Annotated in this window: 28 protein-coding genes and 1 pseudogene; 1 reads left to right on the top strand and 28 read right to left on the bottom strand. The window is 63.3% G+C overall.

The annotated features are described in order from the left end of the window. Positions 1–42 precede the first annotated feature (42 nt). Positions 43–1,467: a dihydrolipoyl dehydrogenase gene (gene lpdA, locus THECO_RS09530; protein WP_015254826.1), complete on the bottom strand. Its 1,425-nt coding sequence runs from the start codon at positions 1,465–1,467 to the stop codon at positions 43–45. 174 nt (positions 1,468–1,641) lie between these two features. Between lpdA and THECO_RS09535 the strand changes: the two genes are divergently transcribed. After that, complete coding sequence (locus tag THECO_RS09535; protein WP_015254827.1) at positions 1,642–1,956, top strand: DUF2627 domain-containing protein; 315 nt, start codon at positions 1,642–1,644, stop codon at positions 1,954–1,956. 49 nt (positions 1,957–2,005) lie between these two features. Here the strand turns inward: THECO_RS09535 and THECO_RS09540 are convergent, their stop codons facing one another. The 27 genes and pseudogenes from THECO_RS09540 to spoIIIAA form a co-directional block, all read right to left on the bottom strand. Next, a complete protein-coding gene (locus tag THECO_RS09540; protein WP_015254828.1) occupies positions 2,006–2,512 on the bottom strand; it encodes a hypothetical protein in 507 nt (168 codons plus the stop codon). A gap of 85 nt (positions 2,513–2,597) precedes the next feature. Beyond that, positions 2,598–2,843 (bottom strand): annotated as a pseudogene (locus THECO_RS09545) (chromosome condensation regulator); the annotation flags it as partial. Between the two features lie 169 nt (positions 2,844–3,012). Next, a complete protein-coding gene (gene spo0A / locus THECO_RS09550) occupies positions 3,013–3,822 on the bottom strand; it encodes a sporulation transcription factor Spo0A (protein WP_015254830.1) in 810 nt (269 codons plus the stop codon). Positions 3,823–4,046: 224 nt separating this feature from the next. Then, complete coding sequence (gene spoIVB / locus THECO_RS09555) at positions 4,047–5,372, bottom strand: SpoIVB peptidase (RefSeq protein WP_015254831.1); 1,326 nt, start codon at positions 5,370–5,372, stop codon at positions 4,047–4,049. 272 nt (positions 5,373–5,644) lie between these two features. After that, complete coding sequence (recN, locus tag THECO_RS09560) at positions 5,645–7,348, bottom strand: DNA repair protein RecN (RefSeq protein WP_015254832.1); 1,704 nt, start codon at positions 7,346–7,348, stop codon at positions 5,645–5,647. A gap of 33 nt (positions 7,349–7,381) precedes the next feature. Then, the gene (ahrC, locus tag THECO_RS09565; RefSeq protein ID WP_015254833.1) at positions 7,382–7,846 is read right to left on the bottom strand and encodes a transcriptional regulator AhrC/ArgR; all 465 of its coding nucleotides are present in this window, start codon (positions 7,844–7,846) and stop codon (positions 7,382–7,384) included. A 17-nt stretch (positions 7,847–7,863) separates the two neighbouring features. Then, positions 7,864–8,361: a hypothetical protein gene (locus tag THECO_RS09570; protein WP_015254834.1), complete on the bottom strand. Its 498-nt coding sequence runs from the start codon at positions 8,359–8,361 to the stop codon at positions 7,864–7,866. A gap of 433 nt (positions 8,362–8,794) precedes the next feature. Beyond that, positions 8,795–9,628 carry a TlyA family RNA methyltransferase gene (locus tag THECO_RS09575; protein WP_015254835.1) on the bottom strand — a complete coding sequence of 278 codons (834 nt, stop codon included), beginning with the start codon at positions 9,626–9,628 and terminating at the stop codon, positions 8,795–8,797. 25 nt (positions 9,629–9,653) lie between these two features. Beyond that, a complete protein-coding gene (gene dxs, locus THECO_RS09580) occupies positions 9,654–11,555 on the bottom strand; it encodes a 1-deoxy-D-xylulose-5-phosphate synthase (protein ID WP_015254836.1) in 1,902 nt (633 codons plus the stop codon). 236 nt (positions 11,556–11,791) lie between these two features. Then, complete coding sequence (locus THECO_RS09585) at positions 11,792–12,703, bottom strand: polyprenyl synthetase family protein (protein ID WP_041854354.1); 912 nt, start codon at positions 12,701–12,703, stop codon at positions 11,792–11,794. Between the two features lie 71 nt (positions 12,704–12,774). After that, positions 12,775–13,038 carry an exodeoxyribonuclease VII small subunit gene (gene xseB / locus THECO_RS09590; protein ID WP_052835980.1) on the bottom strand — a complete coding sequence of 88 codons (264 nt, stop codon included), beginning with the start codon at positions 13,036–13,038 and terminating at the stop codon, positions 12,775–12,777. A 16-nt stretch (positions 13,039–13,054) separates the two neighbouring features. Next, on the bottom strand, positions 13,055–14,425 hold the full coding sequence (gene xseA / locus THECO_RS09595) for an exodeoxyribonuclease VII large subunit (protein WP_015254839.1): 1,371 nt from the start codon (positions 14,423–14,425) through the stop codon (positions 13,055–13,057). Between the two features lie 29 nt (positions 14,426–14,454). Next, complete coding sequence (folD, locus tag THECO_RS09600; protein ID WP_015254840.1) at positions 14,455–15,312, bottom strand: bifunctional methylenetetrahydrofolate dehydrogenase/methenyltetrahydrofolate cyclohydrolase FolD; 858 nt, start codon at positions 15,310–15,312, stop codon at positions 14,455–14,457. Between the two features lie 15 nt (positions 15,313–15,327). Next, the gene (nusB, locus tag THECO_RS09605; protein WP_015254841.1) at positions 15,328–15,786 is read right to left on the bottom strand and encodes a transcription antitermination factor NusB; all 459 of its coding nucleotides are present in this window, start codon (positions 15,784–15,786) and stop codon (positions 15,328–15,330) included. A gap of 135 nt (positions 15,787–15,921) precedes the next feature. Beyond that, complete coding sequence (locus THECO_RS09610; protein ID WP_015254842.1) at positions 15,922–16,155, bottom strand: DUF2273 domain-containing protein; 234 nt, start codon at positions 16,153–16,155, stop codon at positions 15,922–15,924. Between the two features lie 15 nt (positions 16,156–16,170). Then, on the bottom strand, positions 16,171–16,728 hold the full coding sequence (gene amaP / locus THECO_RS09615; RefSeq protein WP_015254843.1) for an alkaline shock response membrane anchor protein AmaP: 558 nt from the start codon (positions 16,726–16,728) through the stop codon (positions 16,171–16,173). Positions 16,729–16,806: 78 nt separating this feature from the next. Next, on the bottom strand, positions 16,807–17,217 hold the full coding sequence (locus THECO_RS09620; RefSeq protein WP_015254844.1) for an Asp23/Gls24 family envelope stress response protein: 411 nt from the start codon (positions 17,215–17,217) through the stop codon (positions 16,807–16,809). A 125-nt stretch (positions 17,218–17,342) separates the two neighbouring features. After that, positions 17,343–18,710 (bottom strand): acetyl-CoA carboxylase biotin carboxylase subunit, encoded by a 1,368-nt coding sequence (gene accC, locus THECO_RS09625; protein WP_015254845.1) that lies wholly within the window; start codon positions 18,708–18,710, stop codon positions 17,343–17,345. A gap of 42 nt (positions 18,711–18,752) precedes the next feature. Next, the gene (gene accB, locus THECO_RS09630; protein WP_015254846.1) at positions 18,753–19,244 is read right to left on the bottom strand and encodes an acetyl-CoA carboxylase biotin carboxyl carrier protein; all 492 of its coding nucleotides are present in this window, start codon (positions 19,242–19,244) and stop codon (positions 18,753–18,755) included. Positions 19,245–19,444: 200 nt separating this feature from the next. Continuing rightward, on the bottom strand, positions 19,445–20,047 hold the full coding sequence (locus tag THECO_RS09635) for a SpoIIIAH-like family protein (protein WP_015254847.1): 603 nt from the start codon (positions 20,045–20,047) through the stop codon (positions 19,445–19,447). A 33-nt stretch (positions 20,048–20,080) separates the two neighbouring features. Next, positions 20,081–20,716 (bottom strand): stage III sporulation protein AG, encoded by a 636-nt coding sequence (spoIIIAG, locus tag THECO_RS09640; protein WP_015254848.1) that lies wholly within the window; start codon positions 20,714–20,716, stop codon positions 20,081–20,083. A 36-nt stretch (positions 20,717–20,752) separates the two neighbouring features. Continuing rightward, positions 20,753–21,526 (bottom strand): stage III sporulation protein AF, encoded by a 774-nt coding sequence (locus THECO_RS09645; RefSeq protein ID WP_015254849.1) that lies wholly within the window; start codon positions 21,524–21,526, stop codon positions 20,753–20,755. Between the two features lie 34 nt (positions 21,527–21,560). Further along, entirely contained in the window at positions 21,561–22,817 is a 1,257-nt protein-coding gene (spoIIIAE, locus tag THECO_RS09650; protein ID WP_015254850.1) for a stage III sporulation protein AE, read from the bottom strand. A gap of 5 nt (positions 22,818–22,822) precedes the next feature. Then, positions 22,823–23,218 (bottom strand): stage III sporulation protein AD, encoded by a 396-nt coding sequence (gene spoIIIAD, locus THECO_RS09655; RefSeq protein ID WP_041853870.1) that lies wholly within the window; start codon positions 23,216–23,218, stop codon positions 22,823–22,825. A 41-nt stretch (positions 23,219–23,259) separates the two neighbouring features. Next, positions 23,260–23,463, bottom strand: a complete 204-nt coding sequence (gene spoIIIAC, locus THECO_RS09660; RefSeq protein WP_015254852.1) for a stage III sporulation protein AC — start codon at positions 23,461–23,463, stop codon at positions 23,260–23,262. A gap of 14 nt (positions 23,464–23,477) precedes the next feature. Beyond that, positions 23,478–23,993 (bottom strand): stage III sporulation protein SpoIIIAB, encoded by a 516-nt coding sequence (spoIIIAB, locus tag THECO_RS09665; protein ID WP_015254853.1) that lies wholly within the window; start codon positions 23,991–23,993, stop codon positions 23,478–23,480. Further along, positions 23,987–24,982: a stage III sporulation protein AA gene (gene spoIIIAA / locus THECO_RS09670; RefSeq protein WP_015254854.1), complete on the bottom strand. Its 996-nt coding sequence runs from the start codon at positions 24,980–24,982 to the stop codon at positions 23,987–23,989. The genes spoIIIAB and spoIIIAA overlap by 7 nt, the downstream gene beginning before the upstream one ends. Positions 24,983–25,077: the final 95 nt, after the last annotated feature.

Here is a 25,077-nt window from a genome sequence, read left to right on the forward strand (position 1 = left end):
TTGCCGGAAAAAGAAATGAACCGATCGCCCCGAACCTTCGAGTCAGAACGACAAGGACACGCCGTCGATCGCCAGCATCGCCTCGCCGAGCATTTCCGACAGCGAAGGGTGCGGATGGACGAGCTGGCCGGCTTCCCATACCGAAGCGTTCAGAAGATCCGCGAGGCCCGCCTCGGACAGCAGTTCCGTCACATGCGGTCCGATCATGTGGACGCCGAGGATGTCGCCGGTCTTCCGTTCGGCGATCACTTTCACGAAGCCGTCCGTCTCGCCGAGCACGATCGCCTTGCCGCTCGCCCGGAACGGAATCCGGCTCGTCTTCACGTCATGGCCGCGGGAAAGCGCCTGGCTCTCCGTCAAGCCGATGGAGGCCACTTCCGGCCGCGAGTAGATGCAGCGCGGAATGCGGTGCGGCTGAAGCGGCTCAGTTTTGAGGCCGGCGATATGTTCGGCCGCGATCACCCCTTCGCGCGCCGCCGCGTGCGCAAGCTGCACGCCGCCGATGACGTCGCCGACCGCATAGATGTGCGGTTCGGCCGTCTGGTACGACGCGTTGACGGCGATAAAGCCGTCCTTGACCGCCACATCGGTCGCTTCCAGGCCGATCCCGTCGACGTTCGCCGTCCGTCCGATGGCGACGAGCATCCGCTCGGCGGACAGCGCGACCGCCCCCTCGCCGGTTTCGATCTTGACCGCCACGCCGTCGTCTTTCCGCTCGAACGTGTCGGTGAGCAGCTTCGCCGAAGTGATCACGCGGACGCCGCGTCTGCGGAGCAGCCGCTCCATCTCGGCAGACACGTCGGTGTCTTCCCCCGGCAGCAGGCGCGATGCCGCTTCGACCAGCGTCACGGCCACGCCGAAGTCGTTCAGCATCGACGCCCATTCGATACCGATGACGCCGCCCCCGACGATCAGCATATCGCGCGGCAGCGTCTCCATGTTCAGCGCATCGTCGCTGCTCAGCACCCGGATGCCGTCAAACTTCAGTCCCGGCAGCTCGCGCGGACGCGAACCGGTCGCGATGATCAGCTGCTGCGGCACGACCGTCTCCATCTCGCCGTTCTCCAGCTCGACCGCGACCGAACCGCTGCGCGGCGAGAAGATCGACGGCCCGATGATTCTCCCCTTCCCGTGGATCACCTCGATGTTGTGCTTTTTCATGAGCGACGTGAGTCCGCGGTAAAGCTGCTCGACGGCGGCGCGCTTCCGCTCCAGGACAGCGTCGTAGCGCAGCTCCGGCTCGCCCTGGACCGCAATGCCGTAGCGGGCGGCTTCCTTCACCGTATGGAACACTTCCGCGCTGCGCAGCAGCGACTTGCTCGGAATGCAGCCCCGGTTCAAACAGACGCCGCCAAGCCGGTCCTGCTCGATAATGACCGCTTTCTTGCCGAGCTGGGCGGCCCGGATTGCGGCCGTATAGCCGCCGGGTCCTCCGCCGAGCACCGCAACGTCCGCATGTATCGTCATGTTCATTCTCCTCTTCCCGGTCTTGGGTGTTGATCCGTACTCTACTATTTTACCTTTCCCGTGCGTCATATAACAGACCTGTCCCGCGCGTTGGACAGCGAATACGCTTTCGCGGTATGATATAATGTGTAGGGATTTGCGCCGCACGTTGGACAACGGAAGGATGGTAGAAGCATGAGATTGGTGCTCTCGCGTTTTCTCGCCGTGCTGCTGCTTGTCATTCCCGGCATCGGGGCGGCTTACGGCTTTCTGCAGATCAAGAACACCCTGTTCGATTATTTCGCTTCCTTCGGACCCGACGATCCGGTTCCGGTCTTCAACTGGCTTCGGTTTATTTTCGGCCTCATCCTGTTCCTCGGCGGCGTTGGCTTCATCGCCGGCTGGATTTTCTTCCGCGACCGGAAGCGCAACTACGTCGCGCCGCGCTTCAGGAAGAAGCGTCCCCGCCCGCCGAAGCCCGTCCGGCTGCCGGACAACGAGCAAACGTGACAAAAACGCCGCATCCGGGGCTTGCATCCCGATGCGGCGTTTGTCATGGCTATGCAAGCAATCCGCGCCATAACGCGGTCGACCATCCGTGTTCATGCCGCAGCTCGAACCTCGCTTCTGCGCGGCTGAACCGGGTCTTGTCCATCCACGTGAAATCGACAATGCTCCGGCTGACCGTCGCATCCAGCACGACTTTGCCGTCACGGACGAACACCAGCTTCTGGAGCGAGTCATCTTCGATCGGATGCCTGCCGAACGGCGTGCGGCGCTTCAAGTAATCGGAATAGGAGTTGTACCAGGTTGTTCCGATCTGCTCCTCCATCTCCTTCCGGGTTGTATAGGGGCCGAATATGTACAGGGTATCCCATTCGAAATCCGCCGCCTCCGCCATCACGAACTGATCCGCCGTCAGCGCGATAACCGAAAGCTCGCGAATGAACCGGCTGTCGTCGTCATACATCGTCTTGGCCCGCGTGTATTCGCCAAGCGACGCCACAACCGGAATGGCGAGCAGCACGATTGCCGCTGCGATGGTATAAACCGCAATTCTTATCATTTCAAACCCTCGTTTCCGATCCTCATTCGAATCAGACGAGGGCGGCGCGGGAAAAGTTGCAAGCCGGGCCAGCCCCACAGGCTCCTTATTCTCGGCCGGCCGGCAGTCGGATGCCGCTCCACCCGCTGACGTCGCATTGGCCGTATTCGTTGCTTCCCGCGGCAACGACGGTGCCGTCTGCCCGGAGCGCGACGGTATGGGCGCACCCTGCCGCAATCGCCACAATATCGCGCCATTCGTCAACATTGCATTGGCCGTACGCATTGTTTCCCGCGGCAACCACCGTGCCGTCCTCCCGGAGACCGACGGTATGGCGTCTGCCCGCCGCCAGGACGTGATTGAGCATTCCGGGAATGCGCCCCATTCCGCATCGCATCCGCGTTTCCCTCTTTCTTTCCGATCCGTCATGCCGCCTGAAAAGCAGAAAACACCACACTTCCATTGGTCATGCGACCAACGAAAAACCGTGGTGTTTCGAGGCTCCATCGCTCAAGCCGCCGCTACGACACCTTGTGCTCGATCCGCAGTTTGTCGGCCACCATCGCGATGAATTCTCTGTTCGTCGGTTTCGACTTGCTGATGTTGATCGTATAGCCGAACAGATGGCTGATCGAGTCGATGTTGCCGCGTGTCCAGGCGACTTCGATGGCGTGCCGGATGGCGCGTTCGACGCGGGATGGCGTCGTCTTGAACTTCTCGGCGATTGCCGGATAGAGCGTCTTCGTGATCGCGCCGAGAATTTCGATGTTGTTGTACACCATCGTGATCGCTTCGCGCAGGTATTGATACCCTTTGATATGGGCAGGCACGCCGATTTCGTGGATGATGCTCGTGATGTTGGCGTCGAGATTTTTGCTCTTGCCGATCGGCACGACGTTGGTTGTCTTCGGCAACACCGAGCCGTAGCTCGCGGCCGGCGACAACACGGGATTGTTCACCAGCTGGCGGATGCGGTTGGCCAAGATTTCCATGTCGAATGGCTTCAGTATGTAGTAGGACGCGCCGAGCTGAACCGCCTTCTGCGTAATATTCTCCTGACCGAATGCCGTCAGCATGATGATTTTCGGCATCGGATTGAGATCCATGTCGCGCAGCCGTTCAAGCACGCCAAGGCCGTCGAGATGCGGCATGATAATGTCCAGGATGAGGACGTCCGGCGCCTTGCGGGATTCCTCCAGCAGCCGAAGCACTTCTTCGCCGTTGTAGGCTACGCCCGTGACTGTCATGTCGCTCTGTTCTGAGATGTACTCGGAGAGCAGATTCGTAAATTCACGGTTGTCGTCAGCCAGCAATACTTCAATTCTTTGCAAGGTGTGAGTCCTCCTTATTCGAATGGGATTCACTTGTGGAAGGTCTGTTTCCTCCCCGATATAATACCGTTTCGACATGGGAAAGGAATTTCCTTCATGTTAAAAATTTTTTCTTTACTTTTTTTGTGACAATGAATATAATAAAAATTTATTCCAAAATATTCGTGATTTCTGGGATGTTCAACATTTTTCGACACGGACGGAAACAACGAAAGCTTAGGGCGTTATCCCGCCTTAAGCTTCCGTTGATGCGCGTTGGGCAGAATGCCCGCATCGCCGAGCATCCATTCGATGTAGCAGCCGTATCCCGATGACGGATCGTTGACGAATACGTGGGTGACGGCGCCGACCAGTTTACCGTCCTGGATGATCGGACTGCCGGACATCCCCTGCACGATGCCGCCCGTCCGTTTCAACAGCTTCTCGTCGGTGATCCTGATGATCATGCCTTTCGTGGCCGGCTCGGTCTGGCGCATCGCACGCGTTATCTCGATATCGAACTTCTCCACTTTCTGACCGTCGACCACCGTCAAAATATGCGCCGGCCCTTCCTTCACTTCATCGGCAAACGCGACCGGAATCGCCTTGTCGATGTAGCTTGGCTTCGGCAGTTCACTCATCCGGCCGAAAATGCCGAATTGCGTATTGCGCTCGACGGTGCCGAGCACCTTGCCTTCCTTGACGAAATGCGCTCTTTTCTCGCCGGGTTCGCCGCTGGAGCTCTTGTTGATCGACGTGACGCTCGACTGCACGATCTGCCCTTCTCCGACCCGGATCGGCGCCTGCGTGTCCATATCGGTGATGATGTGCCCCAGAGCGCCATATACGCCCTGTTCCGGTGCGTAGAATGTCAGCGTACCTACGCCGGCAGCAGAATCCCGGATATAAAGGCCGAGCCGCCACGCCCGGTCTTCCGCGTCATAGACCGGCTTGAGTTCTTTCTCAAATTTCTCGGTTCCACGCTCGATCGTGAGGCTGAGCGTCTTCCCTTCCTTGCCCGCCTGCTCGACCATCTTGGCCATCTGGCTGACTTCCTTCAGCTTGACGCCGTTCGCGCCCATGATCAGATCGCCAAGGCGGATGCCGGCGGATTGTGCGGGCGACAGCGTTTCGCCTTTTTCCGTCTTCACCTGGTGATGGCCGACGACCATGATGCCGTCCGATTTTACCTTGACGCCGATCGTCTGGCCGCCGGGTATCACTTTCAGCCCGGGAACGACATGGACGGTGACCGTCTTGAAAGGAATGGTACCGAATAATTTCATTTTCAGCTTGGCCATGCCGCTGGACTGCGGAACGATCGACAGCGGCTTGCGCAGGTCAACCTTGACCGAACGGTTGTCCGAACCGTTGATGTTGACGATGGATGGATCGACCGTGATGTCAGCGTGCACCGGCATCGTGTAATCGAGCTGTCTGTGCTGGCCGAGGAACAGATTCAGCTCACTGGGGAAGGCGGCATAATGCCGGAACGGGGCGGTGAAACCGGCCGCGCAGACGAGAATGGCGAGCAGAAGACCGAACCAACGGATCCGTGCGCTGTCATTCAATGGATTCACGCTCCCTAAGGAATCTGGATGAACAGCGGGCGGGATGCGGACGGCGCATAGAAAAAAGCCGCCGATGAACCGCATGTCGGAACTAGCCCGGCATGCGGTTCTCGCGGCTTCGTCGGCGCGGGCGTGGGAACAAAGGCCGCCCGATGCGATTGAAGCCGCGGAAGCTGCCGCTCCCGTGTCTGTCGCTTCGCCCTGTTGGCGTACCTTTAAGGTAACCCCGCCCCTTTTCTTTTATGACCGATAAAACATTCCCGGACTGGCTTTCAAGCGCCCTTCTTCCGTTCGGCCAGATCCAGCATCTCCCGGGCGTGATGGCGCGTCATATCCGTCACTTCCACGCCTCCGAGCATGCGTGCCAGCTCCTCGACCCGGCCGATGCCTTGCAGCGGTTCGACCGTCGTGGACGTGCGCTCGCCGAGCGTCTGCTTGCGAATGCCGTAATGATGGTCCGCCATGCAGGCCACCTGCGGCAGGTGCGTGATCGCGAACACCTGGCAGCGTCGGGACAGCTTCGACATCTTCTCCGCGATAGCCTGCGCGGCACGTCCGCTGACGCCCGTGTCCACTTCGTCGAACACGAGAACCGGCACCCCGTCGATCGCGGCGAAAACCGTCTTCAGCGCCAGCATGATGCGCGACATTTCGCCTCCGGAAGCGATCTTCGCGAGCGGCTTCGGCGGTTCGCCCGGATTCGCGGAGAACAGGAAGACTGCCTCGTCGATTCCGTGCGGCGCCAGCTTCGGCGCGCCATCCTCGCCCGGCTGCTGATCGAGCTGCACCTTGAACGTCGTGCGCTCCATCTGCAGCTCCTTGAGCTCGCTTTCGATCTCCTTCGCCAGCCGGTCCGCCGCAAGCCGGCGCTGCTCCGAAAGCCCGAGCGCCAGGCGCTGCGCCTGCTCGCGCAGCTTGCGCTCTTCCTCGCGCAGCCGCTCAAGATGCTCGTCCCGGTTCTCCATCTTGTCGATGGCGTCGGCGATCTTCGCCCGGTATTCGAGGATATCTTCGATGCGCTCGCCGTATTTGCGCTTGAGCCCCCCGATCAGATCAAGCCGGTCTTCGATCTCGGTCAGCCGCTCGGGATCGGACTCGATGCGTTCGCGATAGTCGCGGAGCTGGTACGCCGCGTCTTCCGCCTGATAATAAGCCGACTGCAGCTGCTCCAGCAGCGGCTCGATGGCCGGGGCGTCGTACTTGCGGATATCCTCGAGCCGCGAAATCGCCCTGGCCAGCGCATCCAGCCCGGCATTGCCGTAAATGAGCTCATACGCCTCGGATGCGTTCTGCATGATGCGCTCGGCATGCGCCAGCCGCCTGCGCTCATCCTGCAGCGCCTCGTCCTCGCCGGGCTTTAGCCGCGCGTCGTCGATCTCCGCGAGCTGGAACTTGTACAGATCGAGCATCTGCATGTTTTGCCGCGAAGCGTCTTCGAGTTCCCGCAGCTTGTTCCGCGTCTCCGTATATCGCCGGTAGATCTCCTGATAATCCCGCTTCAGGTCGGCCAGCTTCCCGCCCGCATAGGCGTCGAGCCACTCGAGGTGCCGCTCCGTCTTGAGCAGCGACTGATGCTCGTGCTGACCGTGAATGTTGACGAGACATTCGCCGATCTCCCTGAGCATGGACAGATTGACGATCCGGCCGTTCACGCGGCTTACGCTCTTGCCCTGGACCGACAATTCGCGCCGCACGACAATCGGCTCATCCGGTTCCGCTTCGATGCCGAGCGATTCCAGCACTTCCCGCACCGGATGGCCGGCAGGCGGGTCGAACAGCGCTTCGATCTCGGCCTTCTCGCATCCGTAGCGCACGATGTCCGCCGCGCCGCGGCCGCCGATGACCAGGCTGAGCGCGTCGATCAGAATCGACTTGCCCGCGCCGGTCTCGCCGGTCAGCACATGGAACCCCTCCGCGAAAGATACGGATACGTGTTCGATGACAGCCAGATTGCGTATCGACAGCTCGCGAAGCATGACGTGTCCCCTTCCTGCCAATAAATACGATGGCTATTTCCGCCCCGGTTCATTCAGCAGTCCGATCAGCCGGTCGACGACGGTCTTGCTCTGCGCTTTGGTCCGGCAGATGATCAGAATCGTGTCGTCGCCGCAGATCGTGCCCATGACCTCGTTCCATTCCATCGCGTCGATGAGCGAACCGATCGCGTTCGCCGTGCCGGGCAGACATTTCATGACGATCAGATTGTCCGCGCTGTCGATATGGACAAAATGATCGAGCATCGCCCGTTTCAGCTTCTGCAGCGGGTAGACGCGGCTTTCCGCCGTCAGCGAGTATTTGTAGCGCCCGTCCTCGGTCGGCACCTTGACGAGCTGCATCTCCTTGATGTCGCGGGAGACGGTCGCCTGCGTCACGTTCAGGCCGGCTCGGCGAAGCGCCTCGACGAGCTCGTCCTGCGTCTCGATCTCCTGTTCGCCGATAATCTCCCGAATCTTCATCTGTCGGAATCCTTTCATTGCCTGGGCCTGCCTCCTTAAGCTTCCGTTCCGATCGCGAACGTGATCGTTCTCAGCCACCGCTCCCTCGGATCCGCATACACGATGCCTTCCGCCGACGGCACGAGCAGCGCGTATACGAGAAACTTGTCCCGTACGCCGGCTCCGGTCCAGTCGATCGGCATCCGGTCGCGCGCCGTCTTCACCAGCCACGTCCGTCCGTCCTTCACGGCGACATAGTCGATGAACAGCCGCGACTGCATCAGCTCGCCGTCCACCTCGATCTCGATCGGCACCCGATGCTTGCCCGAGACGACCTCATAGCCGCTTGCGGTCAGGAAACGCACCGTCTCGTCGCCGGGGTCCGGCTCCGATCCTTCGCCCAGCCGGTAGACGCGGCTGGCCGGCGGCTCATGGAGCCAGACGTAGAACCGGCGAAAAAGCCAGACGGCGATCAGACCGCCGGCGGCGATCATGAGAAACCAGTCGGCCGCATTGTTCACATTCGCCGCCCCTTTCACGCGACAAGCACGCATGGAATTGCATGCCTATTAGGTTCTCGCTTCGGGACGGGAATTCCTTCCATGACATTAATAATATAAACGGGAACGTTTGTTTGGTCCCAGTATACCAGAAAATTCATTTTTGCGAAAGACGGGGCGCCAAGCTTTATCAAAACAAAGAGGCCAACCGATTGGATCAACCGATTGACCTCGCACGCTGTCGTGATCTGGTCCTCCGCCGACAATAAGCGAAGAAATTGCTTCAATTTTGTCGAATATGGAGAATTTGGAGGATTTGAAGAAATATCCTCTAATCCGCGGAAACGGCGTCAAAACCGAGAGATTCCGCAAAATTGACGAAATGATTTCGCTTGTTTTGGACTTGTTGCTCAATTCGGCCGAAACAAGCGAAATTTCTTCTCCTATCCATGACGGACAAACCGCGACCGCAATCCAGCCTCATCCGTCAAGCCCGCCGGAACGCCTCGTGCGCTTCCGCCACAAGCCGCGCAACCGCATCGGCTGAAGCCTGGAAGGCCGCGGGCTCGCCCAGCCGCCAGTAAGCCAGAAACTCAATATTCCCTTCTCCGCCCGTTATCGGCGAGTACGTCAGCCCCTGCAGGCCGTACCCTTCGGCTTCCGCGAAACCGCACACCCGGGCGATGACCTCTTCATGCACCGCCGGGTCGCGCACGACGCCGGACTTGCCCACGGCTTCGCGCCCCGCTTCGAATTGCGGCTTGATCAGCGCGACGACGCCCGCGCCGGGCGGAAGGAGTTCCTTGAGCGTCGGCAGGATGAGCCGCAGCGAAATGAACGAAACGTCGATTGCGGCAAAATCCGGCTGCGGGCCGCGCAAATCTTCCGGTTTCAGGTAGCGGAAGTTCGTGCGTTCCATGACGCACACCCGGCTGTCCTGACGCAGCGACCAGTCCAGCTGATTGTAGCCGACGTCAATGGCGTAGACTTGAGCCGCGCCGTTCTTGAGCGCGCAGTCGGTAAAGCCGCCGGTCGACGCCCCGATATCGAGCATGACGCGGCCTGCCATCGCGATGCCGAATGTCTCGATCGCCTTCTCCAGCTTGAGGCCGCCGCGGCTGACATACGGATGCAGCGCGCCCTTCACCGTGATCGCGGCCGTGCGCGGCACCTTGGCGCCGCTCTTCTCGATCCGTTCGCCGTCCGCCAGCACCAGCCCGGCCATGACCGCCGCCTTCGCTTTCTCCCTGCTCTCGAAAAACCCTTGCTCCACGAGGAGCACATCAATCCGTTCCTTGCCTTTGAGATCCTTGTCCGACATGTGATTTCCGTTCGCTTTCCCCGCGTCAGCTGCGGATGACGCTTGCGCGCCTGCCCGGCCGGGCCCGCAGCTGTTTCGCTTCCGTTACAATCCGTTCGACGGTCAGTCCGATCTCCGCGCGCTGCTCCTTGATCGAACCGTGCTCGATGAACCGGTCCGGCACGCCGATCAGCCTCACCCGCATATGATCGATGCCGCGCAGCGCATAGAATTCCAGCACCGCGCCGCCCAGTCCGCCGTGCACCGCGCCTTCCTCGAGCACGATGACGGGCAGCCCATCGCCGGCGAGGGCGAGCAGCATCGTCTCGTCAAGCGGCTTCAGGAACCGGGCGTTCACGACGCGCAGCTGCATGCCGTCCCGCTTGAGCTGCTCCGCCGCCTCCATCGCAAGGCCGACCATCGGGCCGCAGGCGAGCACGACCGCCCCGTCGCCCTCGCGGACCGTCTCCCACTCGCCGATCGGAAGCGGCTGCGGATCGGAGTCGAGGCTCACGCCGACTCCCGCGGCCCTTGGATAGCGGACCGCAATCGGGCCGCCGTCGTAATCGACGGCCGTGCGGAGCATGCGCCTGAGCTCATTTTCGTCCTTCGGCATCATGAGCATCATGTTCGGGATATGGCGCAGAAACGCCACGTCGAACACGCCCTGATGCGTCTCGCCGTCCGGACCGACCAGTCCGGCCCGGTCGATGGCGAAGATCACGTTCGCGTTGTGGCGGCAAATATCGTGCACGACCTGGTCGTACGCCCGCTGCAGGAACGTCGAATAGACGGCGAAGACCGGCTTCATCCCTTCCAGCGCGAGCGCGGCGCACATCGTCGCCGCATGCTGCTCGGCGATGCCGACGTCGAACATCCGGTCCGGGAACCGTTCCGCGAACTTCAGCAGCCCCGACCCTCCGGGCATCGCCGGCGTTACCGCGACGATGCGAGGATCGCGCTCCGCCAGTTCCACCAGCGCTTCCCCGAACACGTCCGTATAAGTCGGCGGACCGACCGCCTTCAGCACCTGGCCGGACTCGATTTTGTACGGCGTGATGCCGTGCCATTTGTGCGAATCCGCTTCGGCCGGCTCGTACCCCTTCCCCTTCACGGTGAGCACATGAACGAGCACCGGCCCTCCGACCGATTTCGCCTGCTGGAGCGCTTCGAGCAGCTTGCGGATGTCATGCCCGTCCACGGGGCCGAGATACGTGTAGCCGAGCTCCTCGAACCACATGCCCGGCACGACCATATACTTCAGGCTGTCCTTCAGCCGCTCGGCCGTCTTCGCGAGCTTGCCGCCGATCGCCGGGATCCGGTTCAGCAGCTGCTGCAGCTCTTCCTTGGCTTTCAGATAATGGCGGTCCGAGCGGATCCGGCCGAGATAATTGTGCAATGCGCCGACGTTCGGCGCGATCGACATCTCGTTGTCATTCAGGATGACGATCAGATCTTTCTTCTCGTGGCCGATATGGTTCAGCGCCTCGAGCGCCATGCCGCCGGTCAGCGCGCCGTCGCCGATGATCGCCACGACCTGATGGCTTTCGCCCTTCAGATCGCGGGCAAGCGCCATGCCCATGGCGCCCGACAGCGACGTGCTGCTGTGTCCGGCTTCCCAGACGTCGTGCTCGCTCTCCGCGCGCTTCACGAAACCGCACAGCCCTTTGTACTGGCGCAGCGTATCGAACCGGTGCATCCGGCCGGTGATCATCTTGTGCACATACGCTTGGTGTCCGACGTCGAAGATCAGCTTGTCCTTCGGGCTGTCGAAAACATAATGCAATGCGAGCGTCAGCTCCACCACGCCGAGATTCGACGCCAGGTGGCCGCCGGTGACGGACAGTTTCTCGATCAGAAACTGCCGCACTTCCGCCGCCAGCTCGTCGAGCTGGTCGACCGGCAGCGCCTTCAGATCTTCCGGTCCCCGGATATGTTCGAGCAGCATGCGTAAACCTCGCTTTCGTCTGACAGAACAGCTCCCGGCATGCCGGTTCAGCCGCCGGACCGTGAGCCGGTCCGTCGAGCATCGATCGCCTTCCGGGCTGTCAAATGCCCGCGTTTCACAACGAGAAATCAATTTCAAATCATGTGCATTTAGGGCCATTATACCATAACCGGATCGCGACGGCACTCGACGGAAGGCCGGCCTGCCGCTTGGGCCGCAGGCGGACGGCGCCTTCATCAACGGTCGCGGCTCACCAAATATTCGGCAATGCCGAGCAGCAGATCGGGCTTGCGCAGGCTGGCGTCCAGCAGGACCTCCTTCGCCTCGCGCGTCAGCCGCTCGACCTCTGCCCGGCTGGCATCCAGGCCGATCAGGTACGGATAGGTGACCTTCAGCCGCCTCGCGTCGCTGTTCGTCTTCTTGCCGAGCACCCGCTCGTCGCCGACGACGTCGAGGATGTCGTCCCGGATCTGAAACGCCAGTCCGATCCGCATGCCGAATGCCGCCAGCGCGTCGATCTGCGCGGCGTCGGCGCCGCCGGCCCGGCCGCCGGCCGTCAGCGAGAAGGTGATCAGATCGCTCGTCTTGTGCAGGTGGATGTAGCGCATCTCGTCCAGCGACGTGACGCCCTGCTCGCCGAGCATGTCGGCCGCCTGGCCGCCGACCATGCCGGATGCGCCCGCGAGCCGGGCCAGATCGGCCGTGATCGCCAGCGCGGCGTCGGCGGGCAGCCTTCCGGAGAGGGCCGCTTCCGCGATCAGATGGAATGCGTGGGTCAGCAGCGCGTCTCCGGCCAGAATGGCCATCGCTTCCCCGAACACTTTGTGGTTCGTCAGCTTGCCCCGGCGGAAGTCGTCATCGTCCATCGCCGGCAGATCGTCGTGAATCAGCGAATAGGTGTGCACCAGTTCGACGGCGCAGGCGGCCGGCATTGCCGCCTCCGCCGCCGATTCGTCTCCCCTCACCGCTTCCGCGGCAGCAAGCACCAGCACCGGACGGATGCGTTTGCCCCCCGCCTTCAGCGAATACATCATCGCTTCGCGCAGCTTGCCCGGCACATCCCATTCCACCGGAATTGCGCTGTCCAGCGCCTGTTCGACCGCGGCGGCCAAACGCGCGATATACGCCTCAACAGACATGTCGCTCATGAACTCCATTCAACCTCATCTCAACCCGTATCTTCCCCCGGAGCGCGGAAAACGCCGCGGCACACCGCCGATTATTCCTCCGGGGCGAACGGTTTGCGCTGCAGCCCCTGCTCCGTCTCGATCAGCATCTCGATCTTCCGCTCCACCTGCTCCAGCTTGCTGCCACAGAGCTGCGACAGCCGCATGCCTTCCTGGAACAGCTCGATCGCCTGCTCGAGCGGCACATCGCCCGATTCGAGCTTCGCGACGATCGCCTCGAGCTGCTCCATCGCTTCCTCGAAGCTGACGGACGCCTCCTGCGGCGCGCCGCCGGATTCACCGCCATGTTCGGGCATGCCGCCGCCCGTTCGCTCAAAGCCCGTTTCCGCCAAAACCGTCCTCTCCTCTCATGGACCAGATATGGCATTCCAACCGCCCGTCCGCAAGCCTCACGTTCACCATGTCGCCCGGTTGCACGTCCCGGATCGACCGGATCAGCCGCTCCTCCCGCTCGTCGTAGACGAGGCTGTAGCCGCGCATCATCACCTTGAGCGGGCTGAGCGCGTCGAGCTGGCGCATCGACATCGCCAGACGCTGCGCGCCGTCCTTCACGGCCGCCCGCATGGCGGCCGCAAGCCGGCGCTCCGCCTCGCGCCGCCGGGCGGCGGCCATCTCCACCCGGCCGCCCGGATGCGCCGCGGCCAGGCGCCCCCGCGCGCCGAGCAGCCGCTGCCGGCTCTGCTCGGCCCGGCGCCGCATCCGCTCGCGCAGCCGCTCGCTCGCCCGGTCGAGCCGCTCCGCGTGCGCGAGCAGGTAGCGGCGCGGATAGAGCAGCACCGGCGAGCGCCGGACGCGCGCGAGCCTTTGCCTGCGTGACTCGATGCAGGCCGACAGCGCGCCGCGCATGCGCCGCCTGAGATGCTCCAGCGTCTCCCGCAGCTCCGCGATGTGCGGCACCGCCAGCTCGGCCGCAGCCGTCGGCGTCGGGGCGCGCAGATCCGCCGCGAAATCGGCGATCGTGAAATCCGTCTCGTGCCCGACGGCGGAGATGACCGGGATGCGGGACGCCGCGATGGCGCGGGCGACGATCTCTTCGTTGAACGCCCACAGCTCCTCGAGCGAACCGCCGCCGCGCCCGACGATCAGGACGTCCGCCTCGCCGATCCGGTTGAGCAGCTCGATCGCCCGGACGATCGACGGCGCCGCGCCCTGCCCCTGGACGAGCACCGGGACGAGCGTCACCGCCGCCTGCGGATACCGGCGGCCCAGCGTCGTCAGAATGTCGCGGATGGCGGCGCCGGTCGGCGACGTGACGACGCCGATCGTCCGGGGCACCCGCGGCAGCGGCCGCTTGCGCGCCGGATCGAACAGCCCCTCGGCCTCCAGCTTCTTCTTCAGCTGCTCGAAAGCCAGATACAGGGACCCGATCCCGTCCGGCTGCATCTGCGTCACATAAAATTGATAATTGCCGTCCCGCTCGTAGACCGAAACATTGCCGCGGGCGATCACCTTCGTCCCGTCGCGCGGCATGAAAGCGAGTTTCCGGTTATGGGCGGCGAACATGATGCACTTGATCCGGCTGCCCTCGTCCTTCAGCGTGAAATACATATGCCCGCTCGAATGGTGGGTGAAGTTCGAGATCTCCCCGCGCAGCCACACGTCGCCGAGCAGTTCGTCCGATTCCAGCTTCATCCGGATGTATCGGGTAATCTCCTGGATCGAAAAAATGCGCGCCTCTCCCACAGGATCACTCCCCCGGTTCCCGCGGCCGATCAACCGATTCCGTGAATCCGCTTCGCCGCGGTCAGCGTGTTGCGAAGCAGCATCGTGATTGTCATCGGTCCGACGCCGCCCGGCACCGGCGTAATCCAGCCGGCGACTTCCGACGCGCTCTCGAAATCGACGTCCCCGGCCAGCTTGCCGTCCGGAAGCCGGTTTACGCCGACGTCGAGGACGACGGCGCCGGGTTTCACATACCGGGCGTCAATCGCCTTCGGCTTGCCGATCGCGACGACAAGGATGTCGGCTTGCCGTGCGATCTCCTCCAGATTCGCCGTGCGGGAATGGCAGATCGTCACCGTCGCGTGCTCGCGGAGCAGCAGCATGGCCGCCGGCTTGCCGACGATATTGCTGCGGCCGATGACGACCGCGTGCTTGCCGGCGATTTCAATGCCCGTCCGCTTGAGCAGTTCGATGCAGCCGGCCGGCGTGCAGGGAAGCAGACTGTCGTCGCCGATCATGAGATTTCCCGTGCTCACCGGATGGAACCCGTCAACGTCCTTGTCGACCCGGATCGCGTCGATGACGGCCTTCTCGTCGATATGCTTCGGCAGCGGAAGCTGCACGAGGATGCCGTGGATGGCCGGATCGCCGTTCAGCCGTTCGATCAGCGCAAGCAAATCGGCCTGCGGCGTCTCCGCCGGCAGCCGGTGCACCTCCGAATGAAACCCCATCGCCTGACACGCTTTCTCCTTGTTGCCGACGTACACCTTCGACGCCGGATCGTCGCCGACGAGGACAACCGCCAGCCCCGGCACGATGCCGCGCGCTTTGAGCGCCTCCGTCTCCGCGCGAATCTCCTCCCGAATCGCGCTTGCAATCTGCTTCCCGTCAATGATGGATGCCGCCATGCTCCCACTCCCTTTTCAAATTGGACGGTTCTGCTTCAATGTGTCGAGCTCGTCAAGGACCCGGCCAAGCACACCGTTGACGAACTTGCCCGAATCCTCGGTCCCGAAATGTTTCGCCAGCTCGATCGCCTCGTTCACCGCCGCCTTGGGCGGAACATCGTCCCGCCAGACGATCTCGTAGGCGGCCAGCCGCAGAATCTGCCGGTCGACGCGGGACAGCCTGTCCATCTGCCATCCGGTCAAATATTGCTGCAGCATTCCGTCGATCGCGGATCTTGCGCCGGTCACGCCTTCGACCAGCTCCAATGCCCGCGGCACCGCCTGCCGGAGAGCGGACCGCTCCGCGCCGAGCTCGCTGTCCTCCTGCGACGCTTCTTCCGCGATCATCGCAACCGCGTCCGCGGCGGTCACGTTGTTCATTTCCATCTGGTACAACGCCTGAACGGCGATCTCGCGCGCCAATCTTCGTCTCATACTGCCTCCCGATTGCTAACGGCCCGGCCTTGGAACCCGCGCCGAATCCTTGACTTTAACGAAAAAAACCTATGATCTCCTCCCTGCACCGAACGTAAGGCTGCCACCTCCGGCGCACGGAGGAAATCACAGGGTCTATCGGAACCAGCGCCACCTGTCGCCCAGCCATCCGGTCAGCCGATCCCAGGGAATCGCCGGTCCGGTCCGCTCGTCTTTCATTCTGCCTATGTAATACCCGATCCAAACGAGCAGCGCGAAAAACAGCATATCCCAGAAGCCCGCGATCAGATAAATGATGCCGAAAAACACGCCGGCCAGAACGCCGGCTGCCCGTCCCCCGTGCGTCGTCAGGAGATCCCTCCAGAACATGGCAGACTCCCCCTCTTATTCCACGCGGTTCTTGAACGTCTGGGTCCGCACGATGTTCGCGACAAAGACGGCAACATTCGCCACGGGAATTCCGGTAATTTCCTCAACGTAATCCTTGACGGACCGCTGGATTTCCTCCGACAGCGACGGAATGGGGCTGTCGCCGTCCACGACGGCGCGGATCGAAATGTCGATGCCGGCGTCGGTGACCCGGATGCGCGCGCGCAAATCCTGTACGCCGCGCTGGCGGGATGCCGCCTTGAGCGCCAGATTCTCGACGGTCTCGAGCGAAATGCGGATGTCTCCGAAGTCGGTCCGCTGATCGATCGACGGCGCGGCGCCTCCCCCGCGGCGAAGCGCAATATAGAGGAAGCGAAGGCTGATCAGCAGCGAGACGGCGGAGACGATGATGACGGCCGTGCGGACGCCCCATCCGTCATACAGCGAGCGGACCGACGCGATCGCATCCGAACTTTCGATGATGCCGGAAGCGGCGCCGAGCGCGGCGAACGAAGCCGCGAGGATGATCAGACTGTAGATGAACAGAAGCAGCTTGTCCAATACTCTGGCCAATTCGTCATCTCTCCCCATAATTAAAATCCCCCCGACGGGCGGCATGCCGTCCACGAGGGGAAAACCCGTGTAAAGCCGTTACTTCACCCGGTGTGTCTCTTCATCCTCCGTCTTCTCGGCCGTCTTGAAATGCACGTCATGGATGTGCACGTTCACCTCGACGACCGACAGGCCGGTCATCGTCTCGATCGACCGCTTCACGCTGCGCTGGATTTCGGAGGCGACTTCCGGAATCCGGTAACCGTATTCGACGACGATCGAGACATCGACCGCGGCTTCCTTCTGACCGACTTCGACTTTGACGCCCTTCGCCAGATTCTTCCGGCCGAGCAGCTCGGCGATGCCGCCGGCAATGCCGCCGCTCATGCCCGCAACGCCGCTGACTTCCACCGTCGCGAGTCCCGCGATCACCCCGATGACCTCCGGCGCGATCTGGATCGTGCCGATCTCCGTGCGTTCGAATTCGGCAGCTTCCGCAATGCTTTCCATGCTGCACCTCCCGCTTCATGCTCTGACGCTTCCGGATATCCGGCACTGTGTATGCCGGATTTGCCGGAAACGTGTATTCAAGGGCTTATCCGCGTTTATTTCTATACTATAACATTCGGCGGGAATTATGACAAACCCGTTTCGTCCGCGAACAAATCGTGCTCCTCGAGGAACTTGATATCGAAATCGCCGCGGACGAACACCGGATGGTTCAGCACCCTGAGATGGAACGGGATCGTCGTCTTGATGCCGTCGACCGCGAACTCGGCCAGCGCGCGCTTCATGCGCGCAATCGCCTCCTCGCGCGTCGGCGCCCAGACGATCAGCTTGGCGATCATCGAGTCATAGTGGGGCGAGATGACCAGCCCCGGATACGCGCTGCTGTCGACGCGCACGCCGATGCCGCCCGGCGGCAGATAGAACTGCAGCGTGCCCGGAGACGGCATGAAGCCCCGTTCCGGATCTTCCGCATTGATGCGGCATTCGATCGCCCATCCGTCGATCGAAAGATCCTCCTGCGTGAACGAGAGCGGATGACCTTCCGCGACGCGGATCATTTCGCGGATCAGGTCGACGCCCGTGATCATCTCCGTCACCGGATGCTCGACCTGGATGCGGGTGTTCATCTCCATGAAATAGAACTGCCCGTCCGGTCCGAGGAGAAACTCGAGCGTACCGGCCCCGACATAGCCGACCGCCTTCGCGGCGCGCACGGCCGCCTGGCCCATCCGCTCCCGGAGCTCCGGCGTCAGCACCGGGCACGGCGCTTCTTCGATCAGCTTCTGCCGGCGGCGCTGCACGGAGCAGTCGCGCTCGAACAGATGGACGACATTGCCGTATTTGTCGGCCATGACCTGGATCTCGACGTGCTTCATGCCCGTCAAATATTTCTCGATGTAGACGCCGCCGTTGCCGAACGCCTTCTCGGCCTCCTGGCGCGCGGTCTCGATCCCGGCGATCAGCGCTTCCTCGTCTTCCGCGATGCGGATGCCGCGGCCGCCGCCGCCGGCCGTCGCCTTGATGATGACCGGATAGCCGATCTCGCGGGCGATGCGGACCGCTTCGTCCACGTCGCTCACCAGCCCGTCGGAGCCGGGAATGACCGGCACATCCGCTTCCTTCATCGTCTGCTTCGCCGCCGATTTGTCGCCCATGCGGGCGATCGCTTCGGCCGGCGGGCCGATGAAGGTGATATTGCAGGACTCGACGATTTCCGCGAAATCCGCGTTCTCGGACAGGAAACCGTAGCCCGGATGGATTGCGTCGCACCCGGTCAGCGTCGCGACGCTCATGATGTTCGCGAAGTTCAGATAGCTGTCCTTGAGCGGCGTCGGCCCGATGCAGTACGCTTCGTCCGCCAGCCGCACGTGGAGCGCGTCGCGGTCCGCCTCCGAATAGACGGCGACCGTGCCGATGCCGAGCTCGCGGCAGGCGCGAATGATCCGGACGGCGATCTCGCCGCGGTTGGCGATCAAAATTTTATCAAAGCTCAATCGTTGTTACCCCTTTCGACGATGCGTAAGCCGCCGCCGGCATCACTCCGGCTTCACGAGGAACAGCGGCTGTCCGTATTCGACCAGCTGCCCGTTCTCGACGAGCACCTCGACAATCTCGCCCCGCACTTCGGCTTCGAGCGGATTCATCAGCTTCATCGCCTCGAGGATGCAGACAACGGTCTTCTCCGTGACGCGGTCGCCCACATTGACGAACGGCGGCGCATCCGGCGAAGGCGCGCGATAGAACGTGCCGACCATCGGGGATACGATCTGGTGCAGATTGCCCGCCCGGTCCGGAGCTTTGGCCGGTTCGGCGGGTGCGGCGGCTTCGGGAGCCGGCGCGGAAACGGCGGCCGCCGGGGCAGCCGGTGTATGCGCAGGTACGGCTTGCGGCGCCGGAACATAGGCGACCTCGGCCTTGCCCGGCTTGCGGATGACCAGGCGCGAGCCTTCGTTTTCGACCTCCAGTTCCTGCACCGAAGTCGAATCGACCAGTTTGATCAATTCTTTGATCTCACTGAGTTTGAACATGAGCGCGTTTCACTCCTTAAGCGTCTGTACGCGGATGCGGCTGGCCGGTCCGCGCACCGGTTCCTTCACTGAACGTAAGTATTATAGCACAAACCTGAAGGAACTCGTACAATCTTTTTCCTGCCCTGCTATCCGTCCAAGAAAAAAGCCGGAGACGCGCTCCGGCGGCCGTCCGGCCACACCCCGGCGGGCATGCCCCGTCAGGGCACATATTGCACCGACACCCGGTCGGCCGACACATCCATCGTCTTCATGACGAGGTCGACGATGTCGACCGCATCCTTCGTCTCCAGCTTCTCGCTCTGGACGACGACCTTGTACCGGTCGTTCTCCTCCGTTACGACGACGTTCGGGAAGCGGGACTGCAGTTCCTCCTCGATGCCGGTCAATTTCTCCTCCTTCTCCTCCAGACGGCTGAGCTGCTCCATCGCCGCCGACGATTCGCCCGGATCCAGGCTCGTGTCCGAGATGATGCCGTACAGCCGTTCCGCCTCTTCCGCAAGCGCTTCGGTGCGCGCGTATTGCAGTTTCGCAATGTAATCGCCGCCCGACGAGTCGATGCCCTGCGCTTCAAGCTGGCGGAGCACTTCGGCTTCCTCCTCCGTCAGACCGTCCGAACCGTCCGCCGCCCATTCGCTCCCCGGCTCCACCTCGTCGACGACGATGCCGTGATCGTCCGCCGCCGTATGCCGGCCGTCGGGCGAACCCGTGTCAAGATCTTCGGTGAACAAATAATAAGCCGACAGCACGACCATCAGGCTCAACATCGATACCAGCCAAATCGTCTGCCTTCTCGTGTTCATGATTCCTTATCCTCCCCCGTGAATGCATGGTATTCAACCCGTCTTCCGCGGCACGACCGAGATGCGGCCGACCGGCACGCCGGTGCCTTTCTGCACGGCGTCCATGATCAGCGCGCGGACCGTCTTGTTCTCCGCGCCCTTGGCGACGACGAGGATGCCGCGAATTTTCGGCTGGATCCGCTTGACGACGACCGGCGTCTGATCGCCCGACACTTCGTAGAGGACGACCGAGCCGTCCTGCGTGATCTGCGTGATGTGCCGGGTTCCGCCCTGCCCGTCCGTCTCGTCGGTCTGCTGCCGCGTTATCCGGCCGTTCTTCTCGTACACGATCTCTTCCGTCGAATCCACGGTGACGAGCACATCGACCGTGCCGACGCCCACGATTTTCTCCAGCATCTCCTTGAGCCTTGCCTCAATCGGCTGCTCGATCGCTTCGAACGGCGATGCGGCCGCCGGCTCGCGGCTCAGGAATACCTCTTCGCCCTCCGGGGGCGGACCGGCTGCGCCTTCATTCGGCTCGACGCCGCGCAGCGAGATGAACGAATTGACGAGCAGAAGCGCCGCCCCCAGACCGCCGATGAGCAGCAGCCAGCGCAGCGATCGGACGCGTTTCTCCCCGTCCGGCCCTCCGCCGACAATCCGTTCAAGCCCATCCAGCCATTTCGCCACCCGGAATCCCTCCCGCTAAGCTTCCTGCCGGCCGCCTCAGGCCGGCATCCACACTGTTATCCGTTCCGGCTCCACCCCCCAACCTTGGTGAACGACCGCCTTGATGACGGCGGCCGCTTCGGCGGGCGCCGCCTTGAGCCCCTCCGGCGCCCGACCGGCCTCGCCGGTCTCGCCGGCCTCCGAACCGAATGCGGAGACGGCGCCTCCTGCGCCGATGCTGACGCGCACGGCGTCCACCGGATCGACGGGCTCGATCGGTCCGATCCGGATTTCTCCGCCGGTTCGATCCCCGTCTTCGCCGTCCGCTTCATCCGCGGCCGACCCCTTTTCTTCCGCCGCAGCCTGTTCCGTCTCACGCCCGGCCTCCAGCACGACCATGACCGACACGATCTCGGCGCCGCCTGCGCCGTTTGCGATCTCGGCCTTGACTTCCCGCGCCTTCGGGCCGTTCAGCCGGTTCACCGCCTCGCGGATCGATGTCTCGAGCGCCTGCTCCGCAAGCCGGGCCGTCTGCCGATCCTGCCGGTCGCGCAGCGCATCGGCTTCGCGCCGGATCTCATCCAGTCCCGGCATCCGTGTCGACGCGCCCGCCGATTCGATCCATCCGGCAAAGCCCCGGCCGAGCAGCCGCTCCGGATCTTCCTGGAACAGTTTCAGCAGCGGGCCGAGCATCGCCGTCAGGACAATGAGGCCGAGCGCAAGCCTCGTGTACCGCTCGTACGCCTTGCCGGGCACGAGCAGGTCGACGATCGCGGCGAGGAGGAGGACGGCGAGAATCTGCTTCAGCCAATCGCTCAGCCATGCCATCATGCGGCCTGCCTCCCCTCGGATTCAGCGCTCCGATTCACCGGATCATGAGCGCCGCGTTGCCCGCGGCCAGCATGATCGTGACGGCGAGGAAGAACATCATGCCGACCGCGGCCACGGCGGCGAACACGTACACCATCGTCTTGCCGATCGTCTCGAGGCAGGTCACGATCGGACTTGATCCGAGCGGCTGCAGCACGGCCGCCGACAGCCGGTAGATGACGGCCAGCGCGATGATCTTCACCGCCGGGAACAGGCACAGAAACAGCAGAATGACGACGCCCGCGATGCCGATCGCATTCTTGACGATGACCGAAGCGCTGAGCACGGTGTCGGCGGCGTCTGAGAACATCCGGCCGACGACCGGCACGAAGTTGCCGGTGATGAACTTGGCGGTGCGGAGCGCCACGCCGTCCGTGACCGATCCGGTCGCGCCCTGCACCGTGATGACGCCGAGAAAGACGGTGAACAGCGCGCCCAGGGTGCCGACGCCGATCGAGCGGAGCAGATCCGCCAGCTGGGTCGCCTTGAACCGTTCCGACAGCGAGCTGGCGATGTGCAGCACCGCCGAGAAGAACAACAGCGGGAACACGACCGTGTGGATCAAGGCGCCGACCGCGTAGATCATGAACACGATGAGCGGATGCATCACCGTCACGGTGACGACATTGCCCATGGAAGCGAGCAGCGTGAGCAGCAGCGGCACCATCGCCATCATGAACTGGACCATCCCGCCGATCGCGTCCCTGGCGTAGCCGATCGCCGCATTGAAGCTGTTCGCCGCCAGCACGAGCAGCACCATGTAGGCGACGGCGTAGGCGGCCTTGCTGACCGCGCCGCGCTCGAACGCGGACTGGACGGTCTCGAGAATCATGCAGAAGACGGTCAGCAGCACGATCGTGCCGATCAGCCTCCCGCTGTAGATCACCTCATGCAGCAGATAGCGGATGATTCCGGTCAGCGCGGCGCCGATGTCGAGCTTTTTGCCGCCCGGCATGATGAGGTCCATGAAGCCCGGCACTTCGCGATCCGGAAAAAATCCGCCGTATTCGCGCATCAGTTCGGTCCAGTACGCTTCGATCGCGCCGGTGTCGATCGCCTCGAGCTGCTCCTCCGTCAGCCGGCGCGACAGTCCGCCGTCCGTCCGGTCCGCGTCCGTCTCCGCGCCGTCCCCGTAAGACGAAGACGGCAGGCTGGCGGGAGGCGGCTGGCCCGACGCCGCGGCTCCCGCCGGTTCCGCGCCGGCCGCAAGGAGGAGCCAGAGGACCGGCATCGCAAGCAGCAGCAGCCGCAAGCGCCTTACCCCCCTTCGGGCAGCATCCCGATGACCGTCTCGATGATGACGCCGATGATGGGGATGGCCAGGACGAGGATGAACACCCGTCCCGCGGCCTCGATCTTCGACGCCACGCTTTCCTGGCCTGCGTCCCGCACGATCTGGGCGCCGAATTCGGCGATATAGGCGATGCCGATGATCTTCAGCACCGTCTCGAGATAGATGCCCGGAATGCCCGAACGGTCGGCCAGCCGCTGCAGCATGGCGATGACCTCCTCGATCCTGCCCGCCAGCGCGAGAAAAACGTACAGTCCGGTGAACGCCGCGAGGAGGAATGCGAACAGCGGTTTCTGCTCCCGGATGACCAGAATGAGCACCGCTGCGACCAAACCGAGCCCGACCAATTGGATGATGTCCACGCGCGTTCACCCGTCCCATGCGTCCTTGCCGGCTGCCGGAACTACTGAAAGAGAAAGATCGCCTTGATCTCCCGGAAAAGATCGTTCAGCAACCGGACGACCATAAAAAGCACGACCACGAATCCGATCAGGGTTACCCAATGCGCCATGTCTTCCTTGCCCATCTGCTTGAGCACCGTATGAATCATCGCGATGATGATGCCGATGCCCGCGATCTGGAAAATGGCGCTGACGTCGATACTCATTGCCCGGCCTCCCGCTACAACATGAGAATGACGACAAGCAGCGCAGCCATGAAACCAAGGCTTCTCCACATCTTGCCGTAGCGGGCCTGCTCGTCCCGCGCACCGGCTTCTTCGGCCTGCAGCAGCGCGGCCGCCAGCCGCAGATGCCGAATCTGGTCCTCCCGGTCGCTGATGCCGAGCGCGTCGCCGAGCCGGATGACCGCCGACCGCTCCGGCTCGCGCATCGCGGTAAGGGACCAGCCTTCGTCGACCGCCGCGCGCAGCGCGTCGCGGACGGCGGCGCCGCCTTCGCGCAGCCGCTCCGCCGTGCGGCGGAAAAGCGCGGCGACCGGTCCCGCCGCGCCCGCCGCGGCGCGCTCGAGCGCTTCCGGCAGCGGCGTGTGGCCGAATCCGATCTCGGTCTCCAGCCGCTGCAACACATGGAGCAGCTGGCGGATCTGCGCCGTGCGGTCCGCGTACCGGGCGGCCTGGCGGAAGCCGATCAGCGTGCCGGACAGCAGCACGAGAATGGCGCCGGCCAGCTTCAGCATGCTCCAGCGCCTCCCGCAAGCCCGGTCGGCTCGCGCGCCGCCGGAATCGGCCGCACAACGCGGAACGAGGTTGCGGCGCCGCGGCGCCTCAGCTCGACGACGGCCGCGAAGGTTCCCTCGTCGATGAGCCGGCGGATCGCCGTGCGTCCGCGCGCGTCCTGCAGATCGCTTGCGTGCGCCGTCGCGATGACCGGCACGCCGGCGTGCGCCGCCTCGCGGATCGCTTCGGCGTCCTCCGGCCGCCCGATCTCATCGGCGGCCAGCAGTTCGGGCGACATCGAACGAAGCAGCATCATCATCCCCTCCGCCTTCGGACAGGCGTCCAGCACGTCGGTGCGCGGCCCGACGTCGAACACCGGCACGCCCCGGACGCACGCGGCGATCTCGGACCGCTCGTCGACGACGCCGACCTTGCGCGCCGGCCAGTCCCGCGCCTCCGGCATCGGCCAGCTGCCATAGCTGACGGACCGGATGATGTCGCGCAGCATCGTCGTCTTCCCTTGCTGCGGCGGCGCGACGATCAGCGTCGACATCAGGCTGCGGCGCGCGCGGTCGGCGATGTGCGGCAGGAGCCTTGCGGCGGCGCCGCGGACGTCGCGGGCGACGCGGATGTTGAACGCGCCGATGTCGCGCAGCCCCTTGACGGAGCCGCCTTCCAGCACCGTTCTTCCCGCCAGGCCGATCCGGTGGCCGCCGGGCACCGTGACATACCCGCGGCGCAGCTCTTCCTCCATCGCGTAGAGCGAGTGGTTGGTGATCCGCTCGAGCAGGCGGGCGCACAGCTCCGCGGTTGGCCGGTAGCCGGCCGCCGGGTCGTCGGAGACCGTTCCGGCCGCCGTTACGAATGCGAAGCCTTCGCCATGGCCGATCTCGAGCGGCCTGCCCTGCCGGATGCGGATCTCTTCCAGCCCGCCCAGAACGGATGCGGGCAGGGAGCGGATCAGCGACGCAAGCTCCGCGGGCAGAAGATTCAGCAAGCCGTCGAGCATCTTTCTCCCCCCTTTGAGGGCCGCTTGCCGCTGCGGTACTTGTCTCATCTATATGCCGCCGGAATCGCGGATTATGCCAGGCACGTCCGGGAATG

The sequence above is a fragment of the Thermobacillus composti KWC4 genome (genome assembly GCF_000227705.2).
Classification (GTDB): Bacteria; Bacillota; Bacilli; order Paenibacillales; family Paenibacillaceae; genus Thermobacillus; species Thermobacillus xylanilyticus.